Source organism: Methanophagales archaeon (assembly GCA_021159465.1).
Lineage (GTDB): Archaea > Halobacteriota > Syntropharchaeia > Alkanophagales > Methanospirareceae > G60ANME1.
Genome location: JAGGRR010000043.1, coordinates 1 through 20,055 on the forward strand (window position 1 = coordinate 1; position 20,055 = coordinate 20,055).

Annotated in this window: 22 protein-coding genes and 1 tRNA gene; 6 read left to right on the top strand and 17 right to left on the bottom strand. The window is 47.0% G+C overall.

Going from position 1 to position 20,055, the window contains the following annotated elements; all coding sequences use genetic code 11:
- Nucleotides 1-165 precede the first annotated feature (165 nt).
- The 12 genes from J7J01_02235 to J7J01_02290 all read right to left on the bottom strand — a co-directional run bounded on the left by J7J01_02235 (nucleotide 166) and on the right by J7J01_02290 (nucleotide 11,489).
- The gene (locus J7J01_02235; GenBank protein ID MCD6209710.1) at nucleotides 166-381 is read right to left on the bottom strand and encodes a TRAM domain-containing protein; all 216 of its coding nucleotides are present in this window, start codon (nucleotides 379-381) and stop codon (nucleotides 166-168) included.
- Between the two features lie 94 nt (nucleotides 382-475).
- Entirely contained in the window at nucleotides 476-1,039 is a 564-nt protein-coding gene (locus J7J01_02240) for a 30S ribosomal protein S7 (GenBank protein MCD6209711.1), read from the bottom strand.
- Between the two features lie 21 nt (nucleotides 1,040-1,060).
- Complete coding sequence (locus J7J01_02245; GenBank protein MCD6209712.1) at nucleotides 1,061-1,489, bottom strand: 30S ribosomal protein S12; 429 nt, start codon at nucleotides 1,487-1,489, stop codon at nucleotides 1,061-1,063.
- Between the two features lie 50 nt (nucleotides 1,490-1,539).
- Nucleotides 1,540-1,965, bottom strand: a complete 426-nt coding sequence (locus J7J01_02250; protein MCD6209713.1) for a NusA-like transcription termination signal-binding factor — start codon at nucleotides 1,963-1,965, stop codon at nucleotides 1,540-1,542.
- Entirely contained in the window at nucleotides 1,962-2,345 is a 384-nt protein-coding gene (locus tag J7J01_02255; protein ID MCD6209714.1) for a 50S ribosomal protein L30e, read from the bottom strand. Before J7J01_02255 ends, J7J01_02250 begins: the two co-directional genes overlap by 4 nt.
- Nucleotides 2,342-3,691, bottom strand: coding sequence for a DNA-directed RNA polymerase subunit A'' (rpoA2, locus tag J7J01_02260; GenBank protein ID MCD6209715.1), 1,350 nt, complete (start codon nucleotides 3,689-3,691; stop codon nucleotides 2,342-2,344). The genes J7J01_02255 and rpoA2 overlap by 4 nt, the downstream gene beginning before the upstream one ends.
- A gap of 2 nt (nucleotides 3,692-3,693) precedes the next feature.
- Complete coding sequence (locus tag J7J01_02265) at nucleotides 3,694-6,831, bottom strand: DNA-directed RNA polymerase subunit A' (GenBank protein ID MCD6209716.1); 3,138 nt, start codon at nucleotides 6,829-6,831, stop codon at nucleotides 3,694-3,696.
- Nucleotide 6,832: 1 nt separating this feature from the next.
- Nucleotides 6,833-10,174, bottom strand: a complete 3,342-nt coding sequence (locus tag J7J01_02270; GenBank protein ID MCD6209717.1) for a DNA-directed RNA polymerase subunit B — start codon at nucleotides 10,172-10,174, stop codon at nucleotides 6,833-6,835.
- 16 nt (nucleotides 10,175-10,190) lie between these two features.
- Nucleotides 10,191-10,433 carry a DNA-directed RNA polymerase subunit H gene (locus J7J01_02275; GenBank protein ID MCD6209718.1) on the bottom strand — a complete coding sequence of 81 codons (243 nt, stop codon included), beginning with the start codon at nucleotides 10,431-10,433 and terminating at the stop codon, nucleotides 10,191-10,193.
- Between the two features lie 13 nt (nucleotides 10,434-10,446).
- Nucleotides 10,447-10,520 (bottom strand) — tRNA-Lys (locus J7J01_02280).
- Nucleotides 10,498-10,986 carry a CinA family protein gene (locus tag J7J01_02285; GenBank protein MCD6209719.1) on the bottom strand — a complete coding sequence of 163 codons (489 nt, stop codon included), beginning with the start codon at nucleotides 10,984-10,986 and terminating at the stop codon, nucleotides 10,498-10,500. Before J7J01_02285 ends, J7J01_02280 begins: the two co-directional genes overlap by 23 nt.
- Before the next feature lie 8 nt (nucleotides 10,987-10,994).
- Complete coding sequence (locus tag J7J01_02290; GenBank protein ID MCD6209720.1) at nucleotides 10,995-11,489, bottom strand: hypothetical protein; 495 nt, start codon at nucleotides 11,487-11,489, stop codon at nucleotides 10,995-10,997.
- A gap of 86 nt (nucleotides 11,490-11,575) precedes the next feature.
- On the opposite strand from J7J01_02290, the gene J7J01_02295 reads away from it, so the two are divergent.
- On the top strand, nucleotides 11,576-13,219 hold the full coding sequence (locus J7J01_02295; protein ID MCD6209721.1) for a radical SAM protein: 1,644 nt from the start codon (nucleotides 11,576-11,578) through the stop codon (nucleotides 13,217-13,219).
- Here J7J01_02295 and glyS read toward each other — a convergent pair.
- The 5 genes from glyS to J7J01_02320 are packed head-to-tail and all read right to left on the bottom strand — an operon-like array spanning nucleotide 13,200 to nucleotide 16,682.
- Complete coding sequence (gene glyS, locus J7J01_02300; protein MCD6209722.1) at nucleotides 13,200-14,630, bottom strand: glycine--tRNA ligase; 1,431 nt, start codon at nucleotides 14,628-14,630, stop codon at nucleotides 13,200-13,202. The two genes, J7J01_02295 and glyS, sit on opposite strands and share 20 nt — an antisense overlap.
- Before the next feature lie 25 nt (nucleotides 14,631-14,655).
- A complete protein-coding gene (locus J7J01_02305; protein ID MCD6209723.1) occupies nucleotides 14,656-15,102 on the bottom strand; it encodes a hypothetical protein in 447 nt (148 codons plus the stop codon).
- A 13-nt stretch (nucleotides 15,103-15,115) separates the two neighbouring features.
- Nucleotides 15,116-15,967 (bottom strand): CBS domain-containing protein, encoded by an 852-nt coding sequence (locus J7J01_02310; protein ID MCD6209724.1) that lies wholly within the window; start codon nucleotides 15,965-15,967, stop codon nucleotides 15,116-15,118.
- Between the two features lie 15 nt (nucleotides 15,968-15,982).
- Nucleotides 15,983-16,261 (bottom strand): hypothetical protein, encoded by a 279-nt coding sequence (locus J7J01_02315; GenBank protein MCD6209725.1) that lies wholly within the window; start codon nucleotides 16,259-16,261, stop codon nucleotides 15,983-15,985.
- Nucleotides 16,262-16,292: 31 nt separating this feature from the next.
- The gene (locus J7J01_02320; protein MCD6209726.1) at nucleotides 16,293-16,682 is read right to left on the bottom strand and encodes a translation initiation factor IF-5A; all 390 of its coding nucleotides are present in this window, start codon (nucleotides 16,680-16,682) and stop codon (nucleotides 16,293-16,295) included.
- Nucleotides 16,683-16,888: 206 nt separating this feature from the next.
- Here J7J01_02320 and J7J01_02325 point away from each other — a divergent pair, with 206 nt between their 5' ends.
- From J7J01_02325 to nikR, 5 genes are read left to right on the top strand one after another with little or no spacing between them, the layout of a single operon-like run.
- The gene (locus J7J01_02325; protein ID MCD6209727.1) at nucleotides 16,889-17,773 is read left to right on the top strand and encodes a hypothetical protein; all 885 of its coding nucleotides are present in this window, start codon (nucleotides 16,889-16,891) and stop codon (nucleotides 17,771-17,773) included.
- 15 nt (nucleotides 17,774-17,788) lie between these two features.
- Nucleotides 17,789-18,688 carry an ATP-grasp domain-containing protein gene (locus J7J01_02330; GenBank protein MCD6209728.1) on the top strand — a complete coding sequence of 300 codons (900 nt, stop codon included), beginning with the start codon at nucleotides 17,789-17,791 and terminating at the stop codon, nucleotides 18,686-18,688.
- A 37-nt stretch (nucleotides 18,689-18,725) separates the two neighbouring features.
- On the top strand, nucleotides 18,726-19,133 hold the full coding sequence (locus tag J7J01_02335; protein ID MCD6209729.1) for a hypothetical protein: 408 nt from the start codon (nucleotides 18,726-18,728) through the stop codon (nucleotides 19,131-19,133).
- A 6-nt stretch (nucleotides 19,134-19,139) separates the two neighbouring features.
- Nucleotides 19,140-19,616, top strand: a complete 477-nt coding sequence (locus J7J01_02340) for an FAD synthase (GenBank protein MCD6209730.1) — start codon at nucleotides 19,140-19,142, stop codon at nucleotides 19,614-19,616.
- On the top strand, nucleotides 19,567-19,989 hold the full coding sequence (nikR, locus tag J7J01_02345) for a nickel-responsive transcriptional regulator NikR (protein ID MCD6209731.1): 423 nt from the start codon (nucleotides 19,567-19,569) through the stop codon (nucleotides 19,987-19,989). Before J7J01_02340 ends, nikR begins: the two co-directional genes overlap by 50 nt.
- Nucleotides 19,990-20,055: the final 66 nt, after the last annotated feature.

Genomic DNA, 20,055 nt, shown 5'->3' on the forward strand with positions numbered 1-20,055 from the left:
TTAAACTGTATGTTCAAACTTATCAGGGAACAGATATGCGAAGTAAAGCGGATAAACAATGAATTTGAGCCCAAAATTCTCTGCTCTGCAACAAAAAAACAAAACAAAAAATCAAAAAATAGAAAAGAGAGAAAAAAGGATTATAAATAGAAGTGTAACCGAATTCTATTCTGATACTACTTCTCCAAATCCAACTCGTCTCGATACTTTCGATATTCGTACCTTCACGTTATCTCCTTTCTTCGTGTTCGGTACAAACACGACAAATCCTTCCACACGTGCTATTCCATCGCCTTCTCTTCCTACATCCTCTATCTGCACATCGTAGACGTCGCCCACATTTATTGGTGAGCTCGGTCCTCTTCTTTCCCTATATTCCATACCTAAAACCTCCTTTTTATTCGATACCCTTCTGGTATCATCTTCTAATATATCTCATATACATATAAACTTATTATGCTTAGTTACTACTTACTCACCGTGCCGCTTTTGCTATCCGCTCCTTCTCCTCCTTCTTGCTTATCGAGTAGCATTTGGCATTCCTCGCCGCGTTGATTATCTCATCAGCAAGGCACCGCTCTATACTCCTCTTGCTTCTGAATGCACACCGCTGCGCGCCCTGTGCGATGAATAGCAATGCCTGGTCCACTTTACGTTGTGAGGTCACATCTACAGGCTTTGGAACCAGAATACCCCCAAATCGCAATCTAATCGTGTCTTCCCGTGGTCCCGCATTTTGGATTGCATCCACAAGCAACTGAACCGGATTCTGTTTTGTATCCTGGTATATCAGTTCAAAAGCGTTCTTTACTATCTTGTACGCCTTCAATTTCTTGCCTGTGTTCTTCTCTGTCCTCATCAATTTGTTGATCAGCCGTTCCACCACGCAAACCTTCGCCTGCTCAAACTGCTGTTTCGCATGCTTGCCACCTGTATGTAAAGCAGAGACTGGCCGGAGCGAGATATGCCTCTGTACTCCCATATCCGTTATCTCCACTTCCTTTATCTCCCATTTATCAAATATCTTATCAAATTGCATCTTACCTTACGTACGATTACACTACCTGACAACCTTCTCTTTCCTGCCCTTTATCAATTCAGTCAGTGATATGCCGGCTACTGCCACCACCTTGAATCTCACACCAGAGAGGTCACCGTATGACCTACCCTTCCTGCCTCCCATTCCAACTATCAGAACCTCATCATGCTCATCTATGAACTTTATGGCACCATCACCAGGGCAAAATGCCGTTACCTGCTTACCATTCTTGATCAATTGCACACGGACACACTTCCTTATAGCTGAGTTCGGCTGCTTCGCCTCTATTCCCACCTTCTCCAGCACTATCGCCCTCGCCATGTGCGCACCTTCCAGCGGATCCTTCTTCTTCGCTGACTGCAATGCCCTACGGGCATACTTTGCACTACGCCAGCGGTACTTCTTCCTATCCTTCTTCGCCTTCCTTGCCGCGTATAATCCTCTTCCCATCTATGTTAACCCTATTAACCTTGATAATGCGCAACTAAATAAAACTCACTCTATTTTATTATCACATTATCTATATTCTGATTCCTCTTCACCAGTAATTTCACCCTCTTTATCTTCTCCCCGTTCTTTCCTATTGCGATACCTTTGTCCTTGTTTGAGACCTCCACGTAGGCATAGCATTTGTTATCCTTCGTCGTTAGCAGTTCCACGTTCTTCACCACTGCAGGGCGCAGCAGGTTCTCTATGAATTCTTTTATATCCGATGAGTGCTCTACAACTTCAATGTTCTTCTTCAAGAGCTTTTTCACCTTGTTTATGTTTGAACCACCTTTACCAATAGCCAACCCCATATCGCCCTTCTTCACCACCATTATCACCCTATCGTTATCCAGGATACAGTCCTTGACACCCGCACCTGTAAGACTCTCGAATACTCCTATGCACCTTATCCCTTCGGTATCGAGCTTAACTGTCATCTCTCATCACTACCACTACCACTACCACTGCCACTACCACTAACCTTTGAAGATGAAGATGCAAGAACCTTTAAAATATCCGTTCCCTCTGTGTCCACAACACATAACGATGCCACAGAATAAGGCTTACCACATGCAAGTCCGAGCTCACGACTGTTTGCATGGTACTCGTAGAGGGGAACACCTACCTCCTCGCACAGCTCTTTAAATTCATATCTCAAAGATTGCGGGCAGTTAGAGGCGTGAATAACGAGCTTCGCATCCGCTCTCCTCAGTGCTTTCTTCGTCTCTCGCGCACCTAACACCACTTTACCATCACTTATCACCTTCTGTAATTCCCGGTTCACATCAGTGTATTCAACCCGCTTTGCCTTTGTCATCGTAACTCACCATAGTTCTTTGCTACCAGCTCCACTGCACCAGTACCTAATCTTATGGGCTGACCCACAATGACATTCTCCGTAACTCCCTTCAATTCATCTATCTCACCATGTATGGCAGCCTCCAGCAGGTTATCCACCGTGACCTCAAAGGCAGCTCTTGAAAGCACAGATGCTTTCTCTCCTGCCAGGCCATGCCTTCCTATCTGTTTCACTTCCCCCTCCACTGTCATCGCATCTGCTATTAATGTTACATGCCGGGCATCCACATCCAGACCCTGCTCCTCCAGCGTGTTTATCATCTCATCAATTATCGCATTACGAGCAGCTTCTATGCCCAGTACCTCCGCTATCTCCGCTATGTTATTCGTTGTTGTTCTGCTGAAATCTACACCTTCTATCTTAGATATCTTCTTCAACGCCGACCCCTCCGTATACAGCATATACTCACCATCAGGACTCTTACGTACTATCGCCCTCCTTATCCCTTCTATACCTCGCACAAGCATATTTGATACCCGCTCCTCAAGCCTGAGCAGTTCATGATATGAGTTATTCCTCGTATATATTTTAAGTTTACCATCTTCACTCTCCTGTATGGGCATATCCATGCTCTTTATCTTATCTCTCACTTCCCCTTCCTCTATTCCCCGCCTCGATAGTTCCCTTTTATTCGGGTAAATCATGATGCACATATCCTCCGTGGATGATTCCACTTTAGCAACATCTCTTATATGCGTCTCCTCTATCTCCATTGCCAGCATCTCCGCCCTATGCCGATCTGAAGCGTACTCCCCCATCAACCTCACCTTCATCGCCGGCGTGGACGGTTTCCGCCTTGCATCCACTATCTCTATTATCCGTGGTAATCCCAGAGTTATATATATGGCACCGACACCGGCATAATGAAAAGTTCTAAGCGTCATCTGCGTACCAGGCTCTCCTATTGACTGCGCTGCCACAATCCCAACAGCCTCCCGGGGTTCTACTTTTGCATTCTCATACTCCCTCTCCACCCTGTTCAGAATAGAATCCAGCTTCTCTCTGCTCAGCTCTCTCCGCACTGCTCTCAGCTTGTCCTTCAATTCCGCCTTTAGCTTCTCCGGTAATGAGCTCCTATTCACCCTTAACTCTATATCACTGAACTTTACTTCTCCGCCCTCTTCTATGCCCAGTATCTTCAATATATCATCTGCATAGTACTCCTCGATCCCTGCTGCTAAAAGCTCATCACGACCGACATTTAGTTCTGATACACTGAACTCTTCTGCCATTAATTCCGCTATCTCCCGCTCTATACCCATATTCATCAGTTCTTTCACTATATCTCTCTCCCCAGCGCTCATAGCTATGCACTTGCTCCTATCTCTTCTCTTAAAATCTCATCTATATCCACACTCTTACCGCCCATACTCTTCGAAGGATCTACTCCGTCTTCTCCGTACCTGAACTGAACAACGGTGTCCCTCGTCTCCCTGACTGTACCATCGTACTTCACCTCCAGGTCTTGCAGAGCATTGATCAATCTACGCTGGAAATAGCCACTCTGAGAAGTCCGAACCGCTGTGTCCACCAGTGCCTCACGCCCTCCAATAGCATGGAAGAAATACTCAGCGGGTGATAATCCATCCTTAAATGAAGAACGAACGAACCCACGAGCATCTGCACTCAGGTCTCCAGGCTTGAAGTGTGGCAGTGTTCTACCCTGATACCCTCTCATTATTCTCTCGCCTCTCACCGATTGCTGGCCCACACAGGCTGCCATTTGAGTTAGATTGAGTATAGAACCCCGCGCACCCGATTTCGCCATCAACACCCCTGAGTTCTCAATCCCAAGATACCTACCTGCAATCTCACCCGCTTCATCACGTGCACGCCCAAGTTCCTGCATTATCAGCAGTTCCAGCGTCTCCTCCAGCGTCCTGCCCGGTAACGCCTCCAGTTCTTCTGCTTCGTACGCCCTTATCAATCTCTCTACCTTCTGCTCCGCTTCCTGTATCACTTCCCTTATCTGCTCTTTTCCCTCCTTCGGTATGTCCTCATCACTTATACCAAAACTGAAACCTGCTTGCAGTATATAGTTAATAGCAAGTCGAGAAGCTTTCTTTATGAATCTCTTCGCCTCCTCCTCACCCCGAACCCTGAATATTCGGTCTATTATCATACCCTTAAATGAACCTATTGCCATCTCGTCTATCACTCCGCTTATCAATTTACCATCTCTTATCACAACGTATGCCTCACGTGGGCATTTCTCCTTCTCACATCCCAAACCCCGCTCCTCACATCTCTCACATACCTTACCGCGGAACTGTTGATTCAAGCCCGGTGGTAAAATCGCACTGAATATCTGCTTCCCGGTCCAGTAGGGGCTCCCATCATCCATAACGCCCGCAGGCTCCTCCAGATCATCAACATCTATATCCCTCAATATATCCAGCGCCTCTTCCTTCTTAAACTTCCTCTTACCCCTGGTGAGCAGGAACAAGCCTGTAATGTAATCGTGGATACCACCGATGATAGGTCTGCCGAATCTCGGTGATATGATATTCCGCTGTACTTCCATCAGAATCTTCGCCTCCGCACGTGCCTCCTCCGTCTGCAGTACGTGCAGATTCATCTCATCACCATCATAATCAGCATTATACGGTGGGCATACCGCTGGATTCAATCTAAAAGTCTTACCCGGCATCACACGCACATAGTGTGCCATTATACTCAATCTATGGAGAGATGGCTGCCTGTTGAATAGAACGATATCCCCATCAACCAGATGCCGCTCCACCTTCCATCCTATGTTTAACTCTTCAGCCAGAGCCTCGTGATTGCTCTCCGTCACTTTCACTTTTTTACCATCTGCTCTCCTTACATAGTTCGCACCAGGATGATTCTTACCACGACGTACGGTCTCCTTCATCAATTCGAGGTTCCGCTCTGTCACATTGACGGTGATCGTCAGCTCCCTCGCTATCTCTTCTGGCACGCCTACCTCGTCTATCTCTATATCAGGGTCAGGAGATATTACAGTTCGGGCTGAAAAGTTCACCCTCTTACCTGATAAGGAACCCCTGAATCGCCCTTCTTTACCTTTCAACCGCTGTGCCATCGTCTTCAGTGGTCTACCACTTCGATGTCTGGCTGGTGGTATTCCCGGTATCTCATTGTCGAAATAGGTGCTCACATGGTATTGAAGTAGCTCCCAGAGGTCCTCTATTATCAGCTGCGGCGCACCAGCATCTCTATTCTCCATAAATCGCTGGTTTATTCTGATTATGTCCACCAGTTTATGTGTCAGGTCATCTTCACTCCGCTGTCCACTTTCCAATGTGATGGATGGACGCGCGGTAACCGGTGGCACAGGTAGCACGGTGAGGACCATCCATTCTGGTCTCGCACTCTTCGGGTCCATGCCAAATAGTGCAACATCATCATCCGGTATCCGCTCAAGCCGCTCACGCACGTCAGTGGGCATTAATCTCCGCTCTTTGCCATCCTCATCTATCTCTTTATACGTGGTTGGCTTTTCATATTTTATCTGCTTCTGACGCACTCCACAGTATATATCCAGCTTATCCTGAACCCTCTTCAATACGTAAACCTTCTCCTTATCGGTTATCAGCCATCTGTACTTGTATACGAAGAGTTCTGTTCCCTCTTTCTTAACCGGGAACTCATAACTGCTGCCATCCTCTAACCTGAGGGTTGTCCTGTCCCTCTTCGGACTGAGTGAGAACTCAACTGATCTTTTACCTGCGGATATCACCAGCGTCTTGTCATCCTTCTTGCTAATACTGACATGCGCGTTCTTCACCCATGTAAGCTCAAAATCTCGTATCAGGAACTTTAGCAGCCGCTCGTTATCACCGCCCGGAACCCTGCTCCAGCAGAAGAGACATTCAGGGTCTATCTCCCTCCGTAATAACGCATTCTTAGAGACAGAAAAACCTCTATCTTCTATCCTTTCACGCAATTCGCTACCCACACTGCTCTTGTTATCCAACTCTTCATCCAGACCTTCCGCCTCTATGCTGAAATATTCGCCACAGTACATGCACACCTCGTTCTTCGCCGCTTCCTTGAAGATGTATTTCACCACTTCATTCACATCCGCCTGCTTCTCCCTCTGACGCTTTATCGCCTCTAAATATCGCCGCTTCTCTTCCTCGCTCAGCAACACGCGTCCGCATTCACGACATGTGGCAGTGAGTATCCGATAGATTATTTTTGCGTAACCCACATGTATGACCGGTGCAGCGATCTCAATATGCCCGAAATGACCAGGACACTCACCCATACGACCTCCACAGGTCTTGCATCTCAACCCGGGGTCTATAACTCCCAGCCGCTGATTCACCAGACCCATCTCTATTGGAAAACCATCCTCCCCATAGGTGTCTGCTGTAATCACCTTCACAGCACTCATCTTCCTTATCTCTTTGGGCGATAGCAGCCCAAACTTTATTGCTTTTATCCTCTTCGTTCTCATCTCAGACCGCTTCCTCCAGTATCAACCTCGGTGCGATACACATCACCTTCATCTCATCAAGGAGTAATTTGAACGCGTAACTCATCTCCACAGGGTATATGTCGGTATCAGAACCGCAGTTGGGGCAATACGCAGAGCCGGTCTTCGGATCGCGACTTGCAATCATACCACAGTTACCACACACCAGCTCAACAACTCTGTCTGATTCGTCCAATAAACGGTCTTTAAGTGATATCGCGGCACCATATCCAATGAGAACATCCCGCTCCATCTCCCCGAACCGAAGCCCACCTTCTCTCGCTTTACCTTCTGTCGGTTGTCTCGTTAATATCTGAACTGGTCCCCTCGCCCTCGCATGCATCTTCGCTGATACGAGATGATACAGCTTCTGATAATACACGACCCCAATAAATACATCGGCTTTTATCCGCTCTCCTGTCTTACCATCCCTCATCACTTCCCTGCCGGTGGGCGAAAAGCCCAGGCGTTCGAGAGCAGCCCTTAATTCGCTCTCCGACTCACCTGTAAATGCCGTTCCATCAACATAGCGCCCTTCCATCGCTCCTACTTTACCCCCTATCATCTCCAGTACGTGCCCTACGGTCATCCTGGAAGGAATGGCATGAGGGTTTATGATCATATCGGGAATAATCCCGTCCTCGGTGAATGGCATGTCCTCCGGTGGTACGATCAGTCCAATGACGCCCTTCTGACCGTGTCTGGATGCAAACTTATCCCCCACTTCTGGTATCTTCTGGTCTCGAACACTGATCTTCGCCAAACGACGGTTACTACTCGATTCCATGAGTACAACCGAGTCAACTATGCCACGCTCATTGGAACGAGTACAAACAGAGGTGTCTCTACGTTCTAAAGGGCTTAATAGCTCCGTAGTCTCCTCCAAGAACCTTGGCGGGCTCGTCTTGCCTATCAGGACATCATTCGGTGCCACTTCCACCTCAGAATTTATTATCCCATCATCGTCCAGCTGGCTGTAGGCTTCATGACTCCTCACACCCACTGTCTCCGTATCTGGAATCTCGAACTTGTCCTCCTCACCACCAGGGTACCTTCTCTCCTCGCCCTCGTAAGTTCTGAAGAAATGACTCCTGCCCAGACCACGATCCACTGCTGCGCGATTCAATATCAGCGCATCTTCCATATTATAACCCTCATAACTCAATACAGCAACGACGAAATTCTGACCTGCAGGTCTCTTACCATGTAAGATAAGTTCCGAAGTCCTCGTATTCACTATCGGCTTCTGCGGATAATGCAGTATATGCGTTCTGGTATCAGCACGGGGCTTGTAATTAGCAGCGGGAATACCAAGGGACTGTTTCAGCATAGCACAGCCCATTGTGTTACGGGGTGATGAATTATGATCGGGATAGGGTATAAGACCCGCAACAATACCCAGGATCAACGATGGATCAACCTCCAGATGCGTGTAATCCACTCCACATCTCAAGTCCTCCTCGTTCATTGCGATCAGTGCGTTTTCCTCCTCTTCCGCATCTAAATATTCTACCACCCCTTCCTTCACAAGGTCATCAAATCCTATTTCCCCGTTCTTCAATTTATCTATATGTGAATCTGTGACCAGAGGTTTACCATCCTCCACGATTATCACCGGTCTCCTCGCTCTACCACGATCTGAATTTATGATTATATCTCGCCTATCCTGATAATGTGCTATGTTCAACTGCGTAGATATCTCTCCCCGCCTTCTCATTCGCCGTACTTCCTCCACAAATCGCTCAGGCTCTGTAACAAAACCTATGAAATCACCGTTCACAAATACACGAGTTCTGATCCTGGCATCAATATCCATGGAACGAGCGGGCGGTATGATACCAAGGGAATATAAAACATCTTTAAAACTATCAGGGTCTACTCCCACTGTTATCTCGACCATCTGCGAGAAATTCTTGACCAAACCACAATTAGGACCCTCAGGCGTCTCGGTAGGGCATATCTTACCCCATTGTGTTGGATGGAGATCCCGAGCTTCAAAATGCGGCTGCGCTCTTGACAAAGGAGATATTATGCGTCTGAGATGACTCAGCGTAGCAATATAATTGCTCCTTTCCAGTAACTGTGATACTCCTGCTCTCCCACCAACCCAGTTCCCGGTCGCCAGTGCATGCAGTAATCGCTCGGTGAGCACATCAGACCGAATAGCAGTTACAAGCTTCAATTCCCGGCTTCGCATATTCGCACGTTCCAGCTGATACCGCATATCCTTTACCAATTTGGTGAATGAGACTCTGAACAGGTCCTCCATCAGGTCCCCTGCGAGTTTCAGCCGTTTATTTGCGTAATGGTCCTTGTCATCCTCGCCACGCCGCCCCAGGGATAGCTCATAACATGCCTCAGCCATTCTACCTATAAAATGCGCCTTTGCAATCCTATCATCAAGATGTGGCAGGAAATACCGGTCAATGATGTAGTTCACGCGCCTCTCTCTGAATTCACGCGCCTGCGCTGGTGCGACTCTTCGACCCAGTGTGTCTATCGCCTCTTCTTGCGTCTTCACCTCGCACTCTTCTATGTTCTCTTTGATATATTTCTCTATCTCTGGATCATCAGAGACCGCTTTTATTATCGCTTCATCGCCCTCGAGCCCCAAGGCACGCAAGAGCGTTACGAAGTTTATCTTCCGGGGCACTGCTGGGAACGAGACTTCAAGTATGCCTCTCTTGTTTATCTCCACCCTTATCGGGACTCTGAATCCGTGTTTAAGAGAGAAGACTTTGGAAACAACCGTCTTATTCCCATACCGCTCCTCAAAATTGACGAATATCCTGTTCGGAGCGAGGTCTTCCAGCGTAATTACCACATGCTCAGAGCCATTTATGATGAAATAGCCACCAGGGTCGAGCGGATCTTCGCCGACCAGTATCTGTTCGTCGTCTGAGAGCCCATAGAGGTTACACTTCTTGGATTTCAGCATTATAGGAAGCTCACCGATCTCTACCTCCTTCTCTTCTCCTTCCGGCTCATCCTCGCCACTCTCATAGCTCTTCACCAGCTGCATTCCGAGATATATGGGAGCTGTGTAGTTTAAATTCCGTAAACGAGCCTGGAAAGGGAAGATCCTCTCATAAGAGCCGTCCGCTTCCCTCGCCTTCGGAGTGCCAACCCGTATTTTGCCGAATTTTACACACAATTTATACTTCCCTCGCTCATCTTCACCAGCGATCGTGGTTTCTATGCCTGACTGCTCATCTATTATGTTCTGCATACCCGCTTCAAGGAAGTAATTAAAGGAATCAAGCTGATGCTGCGCTATCTTCTCCCGTTTGAAATATGCCTTTGCAAGAACACTTCTATCCAACATATCTATTTATCCCCCCTTACTTCGTTACCAATCGGTAAGATATGAACCTCCCCGCTGTTCTGCTCTTCCTCATTATCCTGACCACATCCCCCTCTCTCGCCTTTATCTCTTTTATTACAGGATCACTGGATTTAATCTTTGGTAGTTGTTCCTTCTTTATCTTATACTTATTCAAAAGCTCTTCCACTTCTCGCTCTGTCATCACTTCGTGCAAGGGCACTAACTCATGTTCTAGTATCGAAACTTTCCCCTTCTTCATCTTTGCTCTTTAACGGGCTCGACGGGATTTGAACCCGCGACCGACGGGTTAAAAGCCCGCTGCTCTACCTTTCTGAGCTACGAGCCCTTGATAATATATGCCCTCGTAACAACCTAAATGCGGCATCTGCCGCCTTATGCTTGTTCCCTTCTCTATCTTCATGAAAGATATACCGCTCATGATAGACGTTATTTTTTGTAGCCAATGCTATATAAACTAATCCAACAGGCTTATCAGGTGTACCCCCGGTTGGACCCGCAATGCCCGTGGTGGCAATGCCCACATCCGCGTGCAGCAGTCTCCTCACACCCTCTGCCATCGCCCTCGCACATGCAGCACTCACCGCCCCCTCCCTCTCTATTATCTCTCGGGGTACATGCAAAACTTCTTCCTTTACCTCATTTGCATACGCGACCACGCCGCCCCTGTAATAGTCAGAACTGCCTGGCACATTCGTTATTAAATGAGATAACAGACCACCTGTGCATGATTCCGCGGTAGAGATACTGAGCCTTTTCTCCCTCAGCACCTCCCAGATCTCTTCTTCCTCCATAATCCCCCTCAAGCTTTTATTACACCATATCGCACCTTAACTGCCACTCCATGCTCAAATGTTCGCATCTCCTCCGGGGATAACATCGCTTTGCCCGTCGCTAACAGGTTATCTCGCTCATCAACCACTATGACCTCATCGTATGCTCTTATCTCAGGGTCAACATCTATCACGTGTTTACAGAAGGCTGTCCCTCCCGCTCTTATGTATTCACTGACCGCATCATTCATAACAACTCGCATCCGTGGATACACAAGGAATCGCTGTAGTCGCTCAGCGCCTTCTATGCCGAGCGTGAACAAGCCGTCAAAACTCCTCAACGTCGCTATTCGCCTGCCGTTATACTTATCCTTTATCTGCGACATTCGCCCACTCCTCGTAAGGATGAACTCAAACTCCTCACACTCCGGGAACAGTGCCTTACCAGTACCTGAGCCAAACTGGTAATCAGCAATGATTCGTGCCTTCTTTAATAGCTTATCCCCGATGCCCTCGATGCTCATCCGCATCTCCCTATTCTCTATCTTCTCTATTCATGTGTCAATAATATACCTATACCATCTTGGAATACCTATGTAGTGGAGGATATATGAAGATAGCGATTCTCGATGGCTATGTGGATGAGCCCTCCTGTCTTGGCGTTCCTCCCTATATCGCACCCTATCCGCGTTATATCTGGGGCATGCTCAGAGCGATAAAGGACGCAGATTTATCATGCACCTATCTCACAATAGATCAGTTCAGAACCGATGCGCAGTTACGAGCGAAACTCAAGAGCTTCGACTTCATGGTCATCATCGCGGGCGCGGTGGTACCGGGTAAATACCTCGGTGGTGTGCCACTCACGAAGAAAGAACTGCCGCAGGTCGCTATCGCGAACCATAACATCCTTGTTGGTCCAATCACACTGGAATTGAGTAAAGAAGAGCGAGAAAGGCTGCCCATGCTTGAAATCATTGATTACCCCTTTGAAGAGCGCCTGTATGAACGTATGCTCAGGATAACCCATGCTACGACATCAAAAGGAGAAGGAGCAGACCTGAACAGGTTTGCACTGCTCGGTGCCGAAGTGGTGCGAAAGCATCCCGATTTCCCTTATGTTATATGCGAGATGGAGACCTACAGGGGATGCTACTGGTCAAGATGCTCTTTCTGTATAGAACGATTCCAGCATAAGTGGATGCGACCTCCTGAATGCGTTCTCGCTGAATTTGAACGCCTGTACTCACTCGGTGTAAGGCACTTCAGACTCGGTAAGCAATCAGATTTCCTGACCTACATGAGCGACCTCTCCAATCCGAATCCGAAGCCTGAACCTGAGCGAATGCGGAATTTCCATATCGCTATCTGGCGCCTGTGCCCCGGAATAAAGACTCTTCATCTCGATAACATCAACCCGAGAACGATTGTAATGTATCCTGAAGAGAGCAGAGAGGTACTGAAGACGATTGTGGAATTCCAAACAGCGGGTAATGTCGCCGCCTTCGGGATGGAGAGTGTAGATGAGAAGGTTGTGAAAGCGAATAATCTCGCCGTTTATCCTGATGAGGTCCTCTTCGCTACCTCTATGATGAACACCCTCGGCAGAGCACGTGGTACAAATGGGATGCCCGTACTCTTGCCAGGCTTGAACTTCGTATTCGGACTGAAGGGAGAGACCAAAAAGACCTTCGAACTGAACTATGAGTTCCTGCTGAGCCTCCTCCGTCAGGACTTGCTTATTCGTAGAATTAATATCCGGCAGGTGAAGATACTCCCACATACGCCTATCGCTGAGTTTGGTTATAGAAACGTGAAGCGGCATAAACGCCACTTCAAATTGTTCAAGAGAAAGGTTCGCGAGAATATAGACCGCGAAATGCTCAAACGGATTATCCCGTTTGGCACTGTGCTCAGAGACCTGAGATGCGAATCTCAAGCTGGTAAAATCACCTTTGCTCGACAGCTGGGCTCGTATCCTATCCTTGTTGGCGTTGTCGGTCAGTATAAACGTAATGAATTCGTTGATGCAAAGGTAATAGATTATGGGATGCGCTCCATTACGGCAATTGAGTATCCTCTACCGATAAACGCAGCTAAGATGTATCAAATAGAGGCGATACCAGGTATTGGTGCTCGTAATGCCGCGCGAATAATCAAGAGCAGACCATACAGCAGTATAGAGGAGTTAAACAGTGCCACAGGCCTACACTTAAGTGATAAATTACGAGATTTCATATCTGTAAGCTCTTGAGGGACTTCATGAGCTCCCCCGATAACTCATCTATCTTAACCCTGCGCTGCTGCATCGTGTCCCTGTCCCTTATCGTGACGGTGTTGTCTTCCAGAGTCTGATAGTCTATGGTGATGCAATAGGGCGTGCCTATCTCATCCTGACGCCTGTATCGCCTACCTATACTGCCAGAATCGTCATAGTCCACATATACCAGCTCTCGCTTCAGGCGTTGAAACACCTCCTTCGCTTTCATCTTCAGCTCCTCTCGATTGAGTAATGGGAACACAGCCACTTTTATCGGTGCAAGTCCCGGTATTAAGCGCAATACTCGCCTGTTCTCCTTTCCCACTCGCTCCTCTGCAAACCCACTCTCAAGCAATGCATAAAATATCCGGTCTATACCATATGAGGGTTCTATCACATGTGGTACTATTTTACCATGTGGGGAATGCAGACTCATGTCCACCTTTGAAGCAGAAGCATGCGCCGAGAGGTCATAATCACCTCTATCTGCAATGCCTACTATCTCCATCCATCCGTACCTCGCACTTAAAAACTCAGCATCCCAGCAATCGCGGGCATAATGTGCCATCTCGTCCTTTCTATGCTGTCTGAATCTCAATCGGTCTGTGGGAATGCCAATCTTCTCCAGGAACTCCTTCACCTTCGCTATATGATAGCCCAGATATTCATTCGCGATTATACCACTTCTAACTGCATCTCCAAGGCTCATCTCCCTTTCTTCTTCTTCCGCAGGGTTTATCAATATCCCTGTGGCTTTGACCGCATCGAAACCAGGATGTGAGTTCTTCTCCCGCGGATCAACAAAGACTTCAGCCTCCGCCATTGTGAATTCTCTCAATCTGATGAGACTCTGCCGGGGTGAAATCTCATTTCGATACGCCTTCCCTATCTGTATAACACCAAATGGCAGTTTATCACGGTTGAACCTGAGTAGCCTCTGGAAATTGATAAAAATCCCCTGCGCCGTCTCCGGTCGCAGATACCCTTCACTCTTCTTCATATCCATCTTCGGCACACCTATCCTCGTCTGAAACATCAGATTGAACTCACCAGCTGCTTCCAGCTCGCCACCACATTCAGGGCACTTACTGCCTGCTACTATCTCATCATCAATGCGAAAGAATCTATTGCAGTTCTTGCATACCACAGTGGAGTCAGTGAAGCAATCCAGATGACCTGATGCCATGAATACCTCACCAGGTGCTATGTTTGGACTCTCTATCTCATAAAAGCCCTCAAGCGAATAAAAAAGTCGCCATACCGCCTCCAACTGCCGCTTCAAGCTCGCACCAAGGGGACCATAATCATAAAAACCCGATGAACCGCCATATATCTCATAAGCCTGCCATAAGAAACCTCTTCGCCGTGCAAGCTCCTCCACGCTATCTCTTCTCACAGCCACCATGAGATTTATACTCTCTACTCTTATCTTATCCCTCCACCCGCGTCTCGTTCTTTATCCTTTCCCACTGCTTGTTGCCATCTCTGAGCTCGGCACTACCAAGCAATGCAAGTTTTATCGCTTCCGCTATATGCTCCCGCTGCTTATCACTCAGATATACCTTAGACTCAGTGTAAGATTGCTCAAAGTATCTCAGTCCCTTCACAAAGTGGTCATGCATCTCCTTAAAACGTTCTGGTGCCTTTATACATTCCGCTTCATTTAATGTGCTCTTCGCAGTCTCTTTGCATTTCTGCATCTCTTCCTCATATTTCCTCTCGCTTATCTTCTCCCAGAAGAAGTCATGCATGACTCCTATACCATCTATAACCGGCGTTATCTCACCCAGCAAGTCTGAACAGCTCATCAGATAGAACTTCTCATCCTCGCTCATATCGTATCTGGCTCTACGCTGCCTGAAAAGCCCTCCTAACATTTCTATCACCCATCTACACCAAAACCTTAAGAAGGTTCCTATCAAGTAATAAGCCCACCAGCTTACCACGCGCTGAAATAACAGGAAGCTGGTCAAATTTGTTCTTGCTCATCACTCTCGCACATTCGCTCACCGTTGAATTACGGGTCGCAGTTATTACTTCCTTCACCATTACCTCCTTCACAGGTCTCTTCGGTAAGCTTATCTTTGATACACTATAATATAACCTCATTGTATCTCTCATGCCTTCCCATGTCCATTCGTCCTCATCCGAGCCTAAAGAGAGGTCTGAATCCGTTGTATTATCCTCAATTATCGCAGCATTTATCAGGTCCCGGTCGGCTATAAGCCCCACCAGCTCGAGCTCTGTATTCAGGACTGGTACTGCTTTTACACATGCAAGCTCCATTATCCGTCCCACTACCGACAGAGGCGTCTCATCCCATACAGCTACGGTCTCATCAGCTATGTAATCGCCTATCGGCTCAGTAAAGTCCATATCTGCTATCGCCCGAACTATATCCGCAACAGAGATTATACCAACAAGTCTCTCACCTTCCACAACGGGCAAACGACGAATCTTATTTGTCAGTATAAGCCTTGATGCATCGACTATGCTCGCGTCTGGACCGATTGTGAAGGGGTTCCTGGTCATGAGTAGCGCTATCTGCTCCTCATTTGGATTCTTTAACACGTCCTGCCTCGTTACTATTCCTACTAACTTCCCATCCTTGACCACCGGAGCACCAGAGATATATCTCGATTTGCAAATTGCCATCAACTCCTCTCGCGTTCCTGGAACCGTTACATAAGCAACATCTTCCACCATCACATCCCTTACTTTTATCTCCCACCCCTTCTTCATCTCTTTGCTTCTATTCTACTCTTCTCTTTCCCCTTCCCCTTCTTCTATTCTGTACACACTATCATTGGGTCTCACCCTCTCTTCCACCTTTAACCCTATTGCCTGTCCCATCGTGGCAGTCTCCACCCTCTTATTCTCTATCTCCATCGACTCCACCTGCTGCTCGAAGGATGTAGTAGCACCTTCTATTCGTATCTTATCACCTTTTCTTATATCATCTCGCAATTCTACCACAGCAACACCGATCTTTGGAAAATAATGTGTTATCTTACCAATTAACTTCTTTTCGCCCATCCTATCCTTATGATACCTCCCATTCCTCCCATTATCTCATATCTATCTTGTATCTCCCCTCATAATGCAAAAAAGGTATCTCCTTACCCGGTTCAATCCTACCCTTCTCCTTCAATTCTTTTGGTACCTTTATCTCAATCGTTGAATAATCTTCCAGATCCATAACCTGCACCGTATCATCAGTGATAGAAAGCACCTGACCACTTCTGCGTTCTATCACAGGCACATATATCTTCGCAGTAACTGGCTGAATCGCAGTCCTCTTCTGAGAATCAAATACACCTATTCCTTCTATCCGCGCCTTTGCCGCTCCATGCTTTCCTGGCTTCGATGTCGTTATACTCACTATCGTACAAGGCTCATCCTCTATCACAACATATCTACCCTCTTTTAGAGTCCTTACCTCAGTCTGTTCTTTCATTTCACCTTCCTTTATTTCTTATATCGCATCTTCTTCCTTCGCTTCTTCAACTTATGCTTTCGCATCTTCGCTATCTTTCTCTTCTTTCCGCAGGGAATTTGTACTCACCACCTGTATTATTTTTTCTTCCTACCTATTTCTCCGTTTCTCCGTATTATAAATTATTCTTTATATTTAATTGCCTAATAAAAAGTGAGAGATGGGTGATGGGTAGGATAGAAAGGGCGCCAGCTTGGATATTGAAGTACCGGGATAGAATAGAGCGAGGAGCGGTGACGGTAGAGGAGATACTGGAAGAGGAGAACAGGGTTAGAGATAAACCAATAAAGTTGTCCACGGTGACGAGAGCGATAAATGCCCTTGGATTTCAGACTTCCGGGCTGCATCGTGCTGAAGAATCAGAAACCAGTCCCAGTCCTGCGGGATCAGAAACCGCAGTCGCAGTGAATGAAGAGAAGAAGGGTAGTGGTCCAGGCTGGTTGCAGAAATACCGCGAACGGATAGAGAATGGTACAATAACGGTGGAGGAGATACTGGAGGAAGAGAACAGGATAAGAGATAAGCCAATAAAGTTGTCCACGGTGACGAGAGCGATAAATGCCATGGGCTTTCAGACTTCCGGGCTGCATCGTGCTGAAGAATCAGAAACCAGTCCCAGTCCTGCGGGATCAGAAACCGCAGTCGCAGTGAATGAAGAGAAGAAGGGTAGTGGTCCAGGCTGGTTGCAGAAATACCGCGAACGGATAGAGAATGGTACAATAACGGTGGAGGAGATACTGGAGGAAGAGAACAGGATAAGAGATAAGCCAATAAAGCTCTCCACGCTGGCAAGGGCGCTGAATATCATTGGTTCAGCGCGAAAGAAAGAAGAGAAACTGGAGATGGAGAGCGAGATACGAACGCGGGAGAGAACAGATTTTCAATCAAGCATTGGTGAAATTACGGAAGCAACAAAAAAGAGATTCGATGCTATCAAGGGTGACTGGGAGAGGGATTTAGGGCGGACGCTGCATAATGACTATTTCATGAACATACTACTCGCATTGGCAAAACTGCTTGGATATGGAAAAACACTCGCAATGAAGAAGTGAAGAGATAAGTGATAAATGAGGATAATGGTGGCAGAGTATTCAGTGGGTTCGCGCGGTGGAGAAGGGATGTCTTTGCAAAAAGAGGGGAGAGCGATGTTAATCACGCTGAAACAGAGCTTTGAGAGGCTGGGTAATGAAGTCATCTCACCCATGCAGGAACGTGATTTCGAAGCTGCGGTGGATAAACTATCGAAGGACTGTGATGCTGGAATTGTCATTGCACCAGATGAGCTGCTTTTATCTCTCACCGAGATCGTGGAATCGAACACCGTCAATCTCGGTTGCCCCTGCGAGTGCGTTCGGATTTGCACAGATAAACTGCGGACTACAGAGATACTGAGTGAAGCAGGTATTCCGGTACCTGAAATTGTTGCGGATGCATGGATACCGGGCAGGAAATATGTAATCAAACCGAGATACGGATGTGCTTCTGAGGATGTCTTTATAATAGAAAGCACAAAGAGGTACAATCCTGGTGACGGGTTTATTACTATGGAATATATAAAAGGAGAGAATATAAGCAGCAGTGTGGTTGCTGGCTCTTCAGGAGCATTACCACTAACAGTGAATAAGCAGTTTATACGCATGGAGCATACTGGAAGGCTCCGTCTCCGTTATACAGGTGGGTTGGTCCCTTACCATGTGGATGCAGAGAGGGAGATATTGGATATGAGCAAGCAGATTGTAGCTGCGTTGGGATGTAGCGGATATATCGGAATAGACTTTGTAGTACGCAGTGAAGGGGAGCGCAGGGCATATGTGGTGGATGTGAATCCGAGACCAACCACTTCAATCGTGGGCATAGCGCGGGTATTAAATTATGAGCTGGGTGATTTATTGCTGAGTGCGAAATTTGGCTCTTTACCAGGAGAAGAGGATGTAAAGACAGAGGGGTGTTTTATTTTTAACCTTTAACTCTTTAACTTATGAAAAATAGCGAGGATTAAGCTAGATGAGCAAGAGGAGAAGAATCGAGGGAATAGCGGGAACTACTCTGGATTTTATACTGGAAGTGAGTAAGTCCTATCATCCCTACGAATTTATCGGTATGCTGTCAGCCGATGGTGATGTCATTAGCGATGTTCTTCTTCTTCCGGGTATGCTCTCCTCTGATAGGAATGCATCCATACGCCTGGATATGATGCCACTGGGAATTAGTTATATCGGTTCGGTCCACAACCATCCGTATCCAGGTCCAGGCGCAGAGAGGCCTTCGGCACAGGATTTATTCATCTTCGCCAGGACTGGAAACTGTCATATCATCACTTTTTACCCGTATGATGGTGATTGCTGGCGATGTTATAATTCAAAGGGAGAAGAGAGGGGGCTGAAGATAATGGAGATAGAAGATAGGGGATGATTGAGGATGGTACGAGTCTTAGCAACTGGTACGTTTGATATACTTCATCCGGGACACCTGCTCTATCTTGAGGAGGCGAAGAAGCTGGGTGACGAGCTTTATGTGATCGTTGGTAGGGATATAAACGTGAAGAGGCGGAAGAGAACTCCGGTTATACCAGAGGAACAGAGGTTGAGGATGGTCTCCGCTTTGCGTGTGGTTGACAAGGCGATGCTGGGTAGCGAAGAGGATATGTATGAACCTTTATATAGTATTAAACCAGACATAATAGCAATAGGTTATGATCAGACTTTTGACGAAGTGGAATTGGAAGAAGAGCTCAGTAAGCGGGGCTTTAAATCCCGCGTGGTTCGCATAAAGAGATATAATTCAAGCGCATTATGTAAGGTAGAAGGAATAATAAGACATATACTGGAACTGATGGGGGATAAGAATGGAAGAAGAGAAAGAGCTGACCCGGATAGGGGTGTCTCTTCCCTCTAATCTATTGAGTAAATTCGATAGGATAATAAGGGGAAGAGGATATTCATCGAGGTCGGAAGGGATAAGAGATGCAATCAGGGCTTATATCGTGGAGTATGAGTGGATGGAGCGAGAGTCAGGCGAGGAAATAGGGACCATAACCTACCTCTACGATCATAGCCAGAGAGGTCTGGGCGACCAGCTAACAGAAGTGCAGCATCATTACCTGGGTATGATAAAAACAGCAACACATATACATCTCGATGAAGAGAACTGTTTCGAGGTAGTGGTGATGAAAGGAGATGCAAAGCGAATAAAGGAGTTAGCAGAGAGTATAATGAGCTTGAAGGGTGTGAAGCATGTGAAGCTGACGACTACACATGGGGGAATATAACCTATGGAAATACCTATGGAAATGCACGACATGATAAAGAAGGGGACGACAACCGTTGGTTTAATC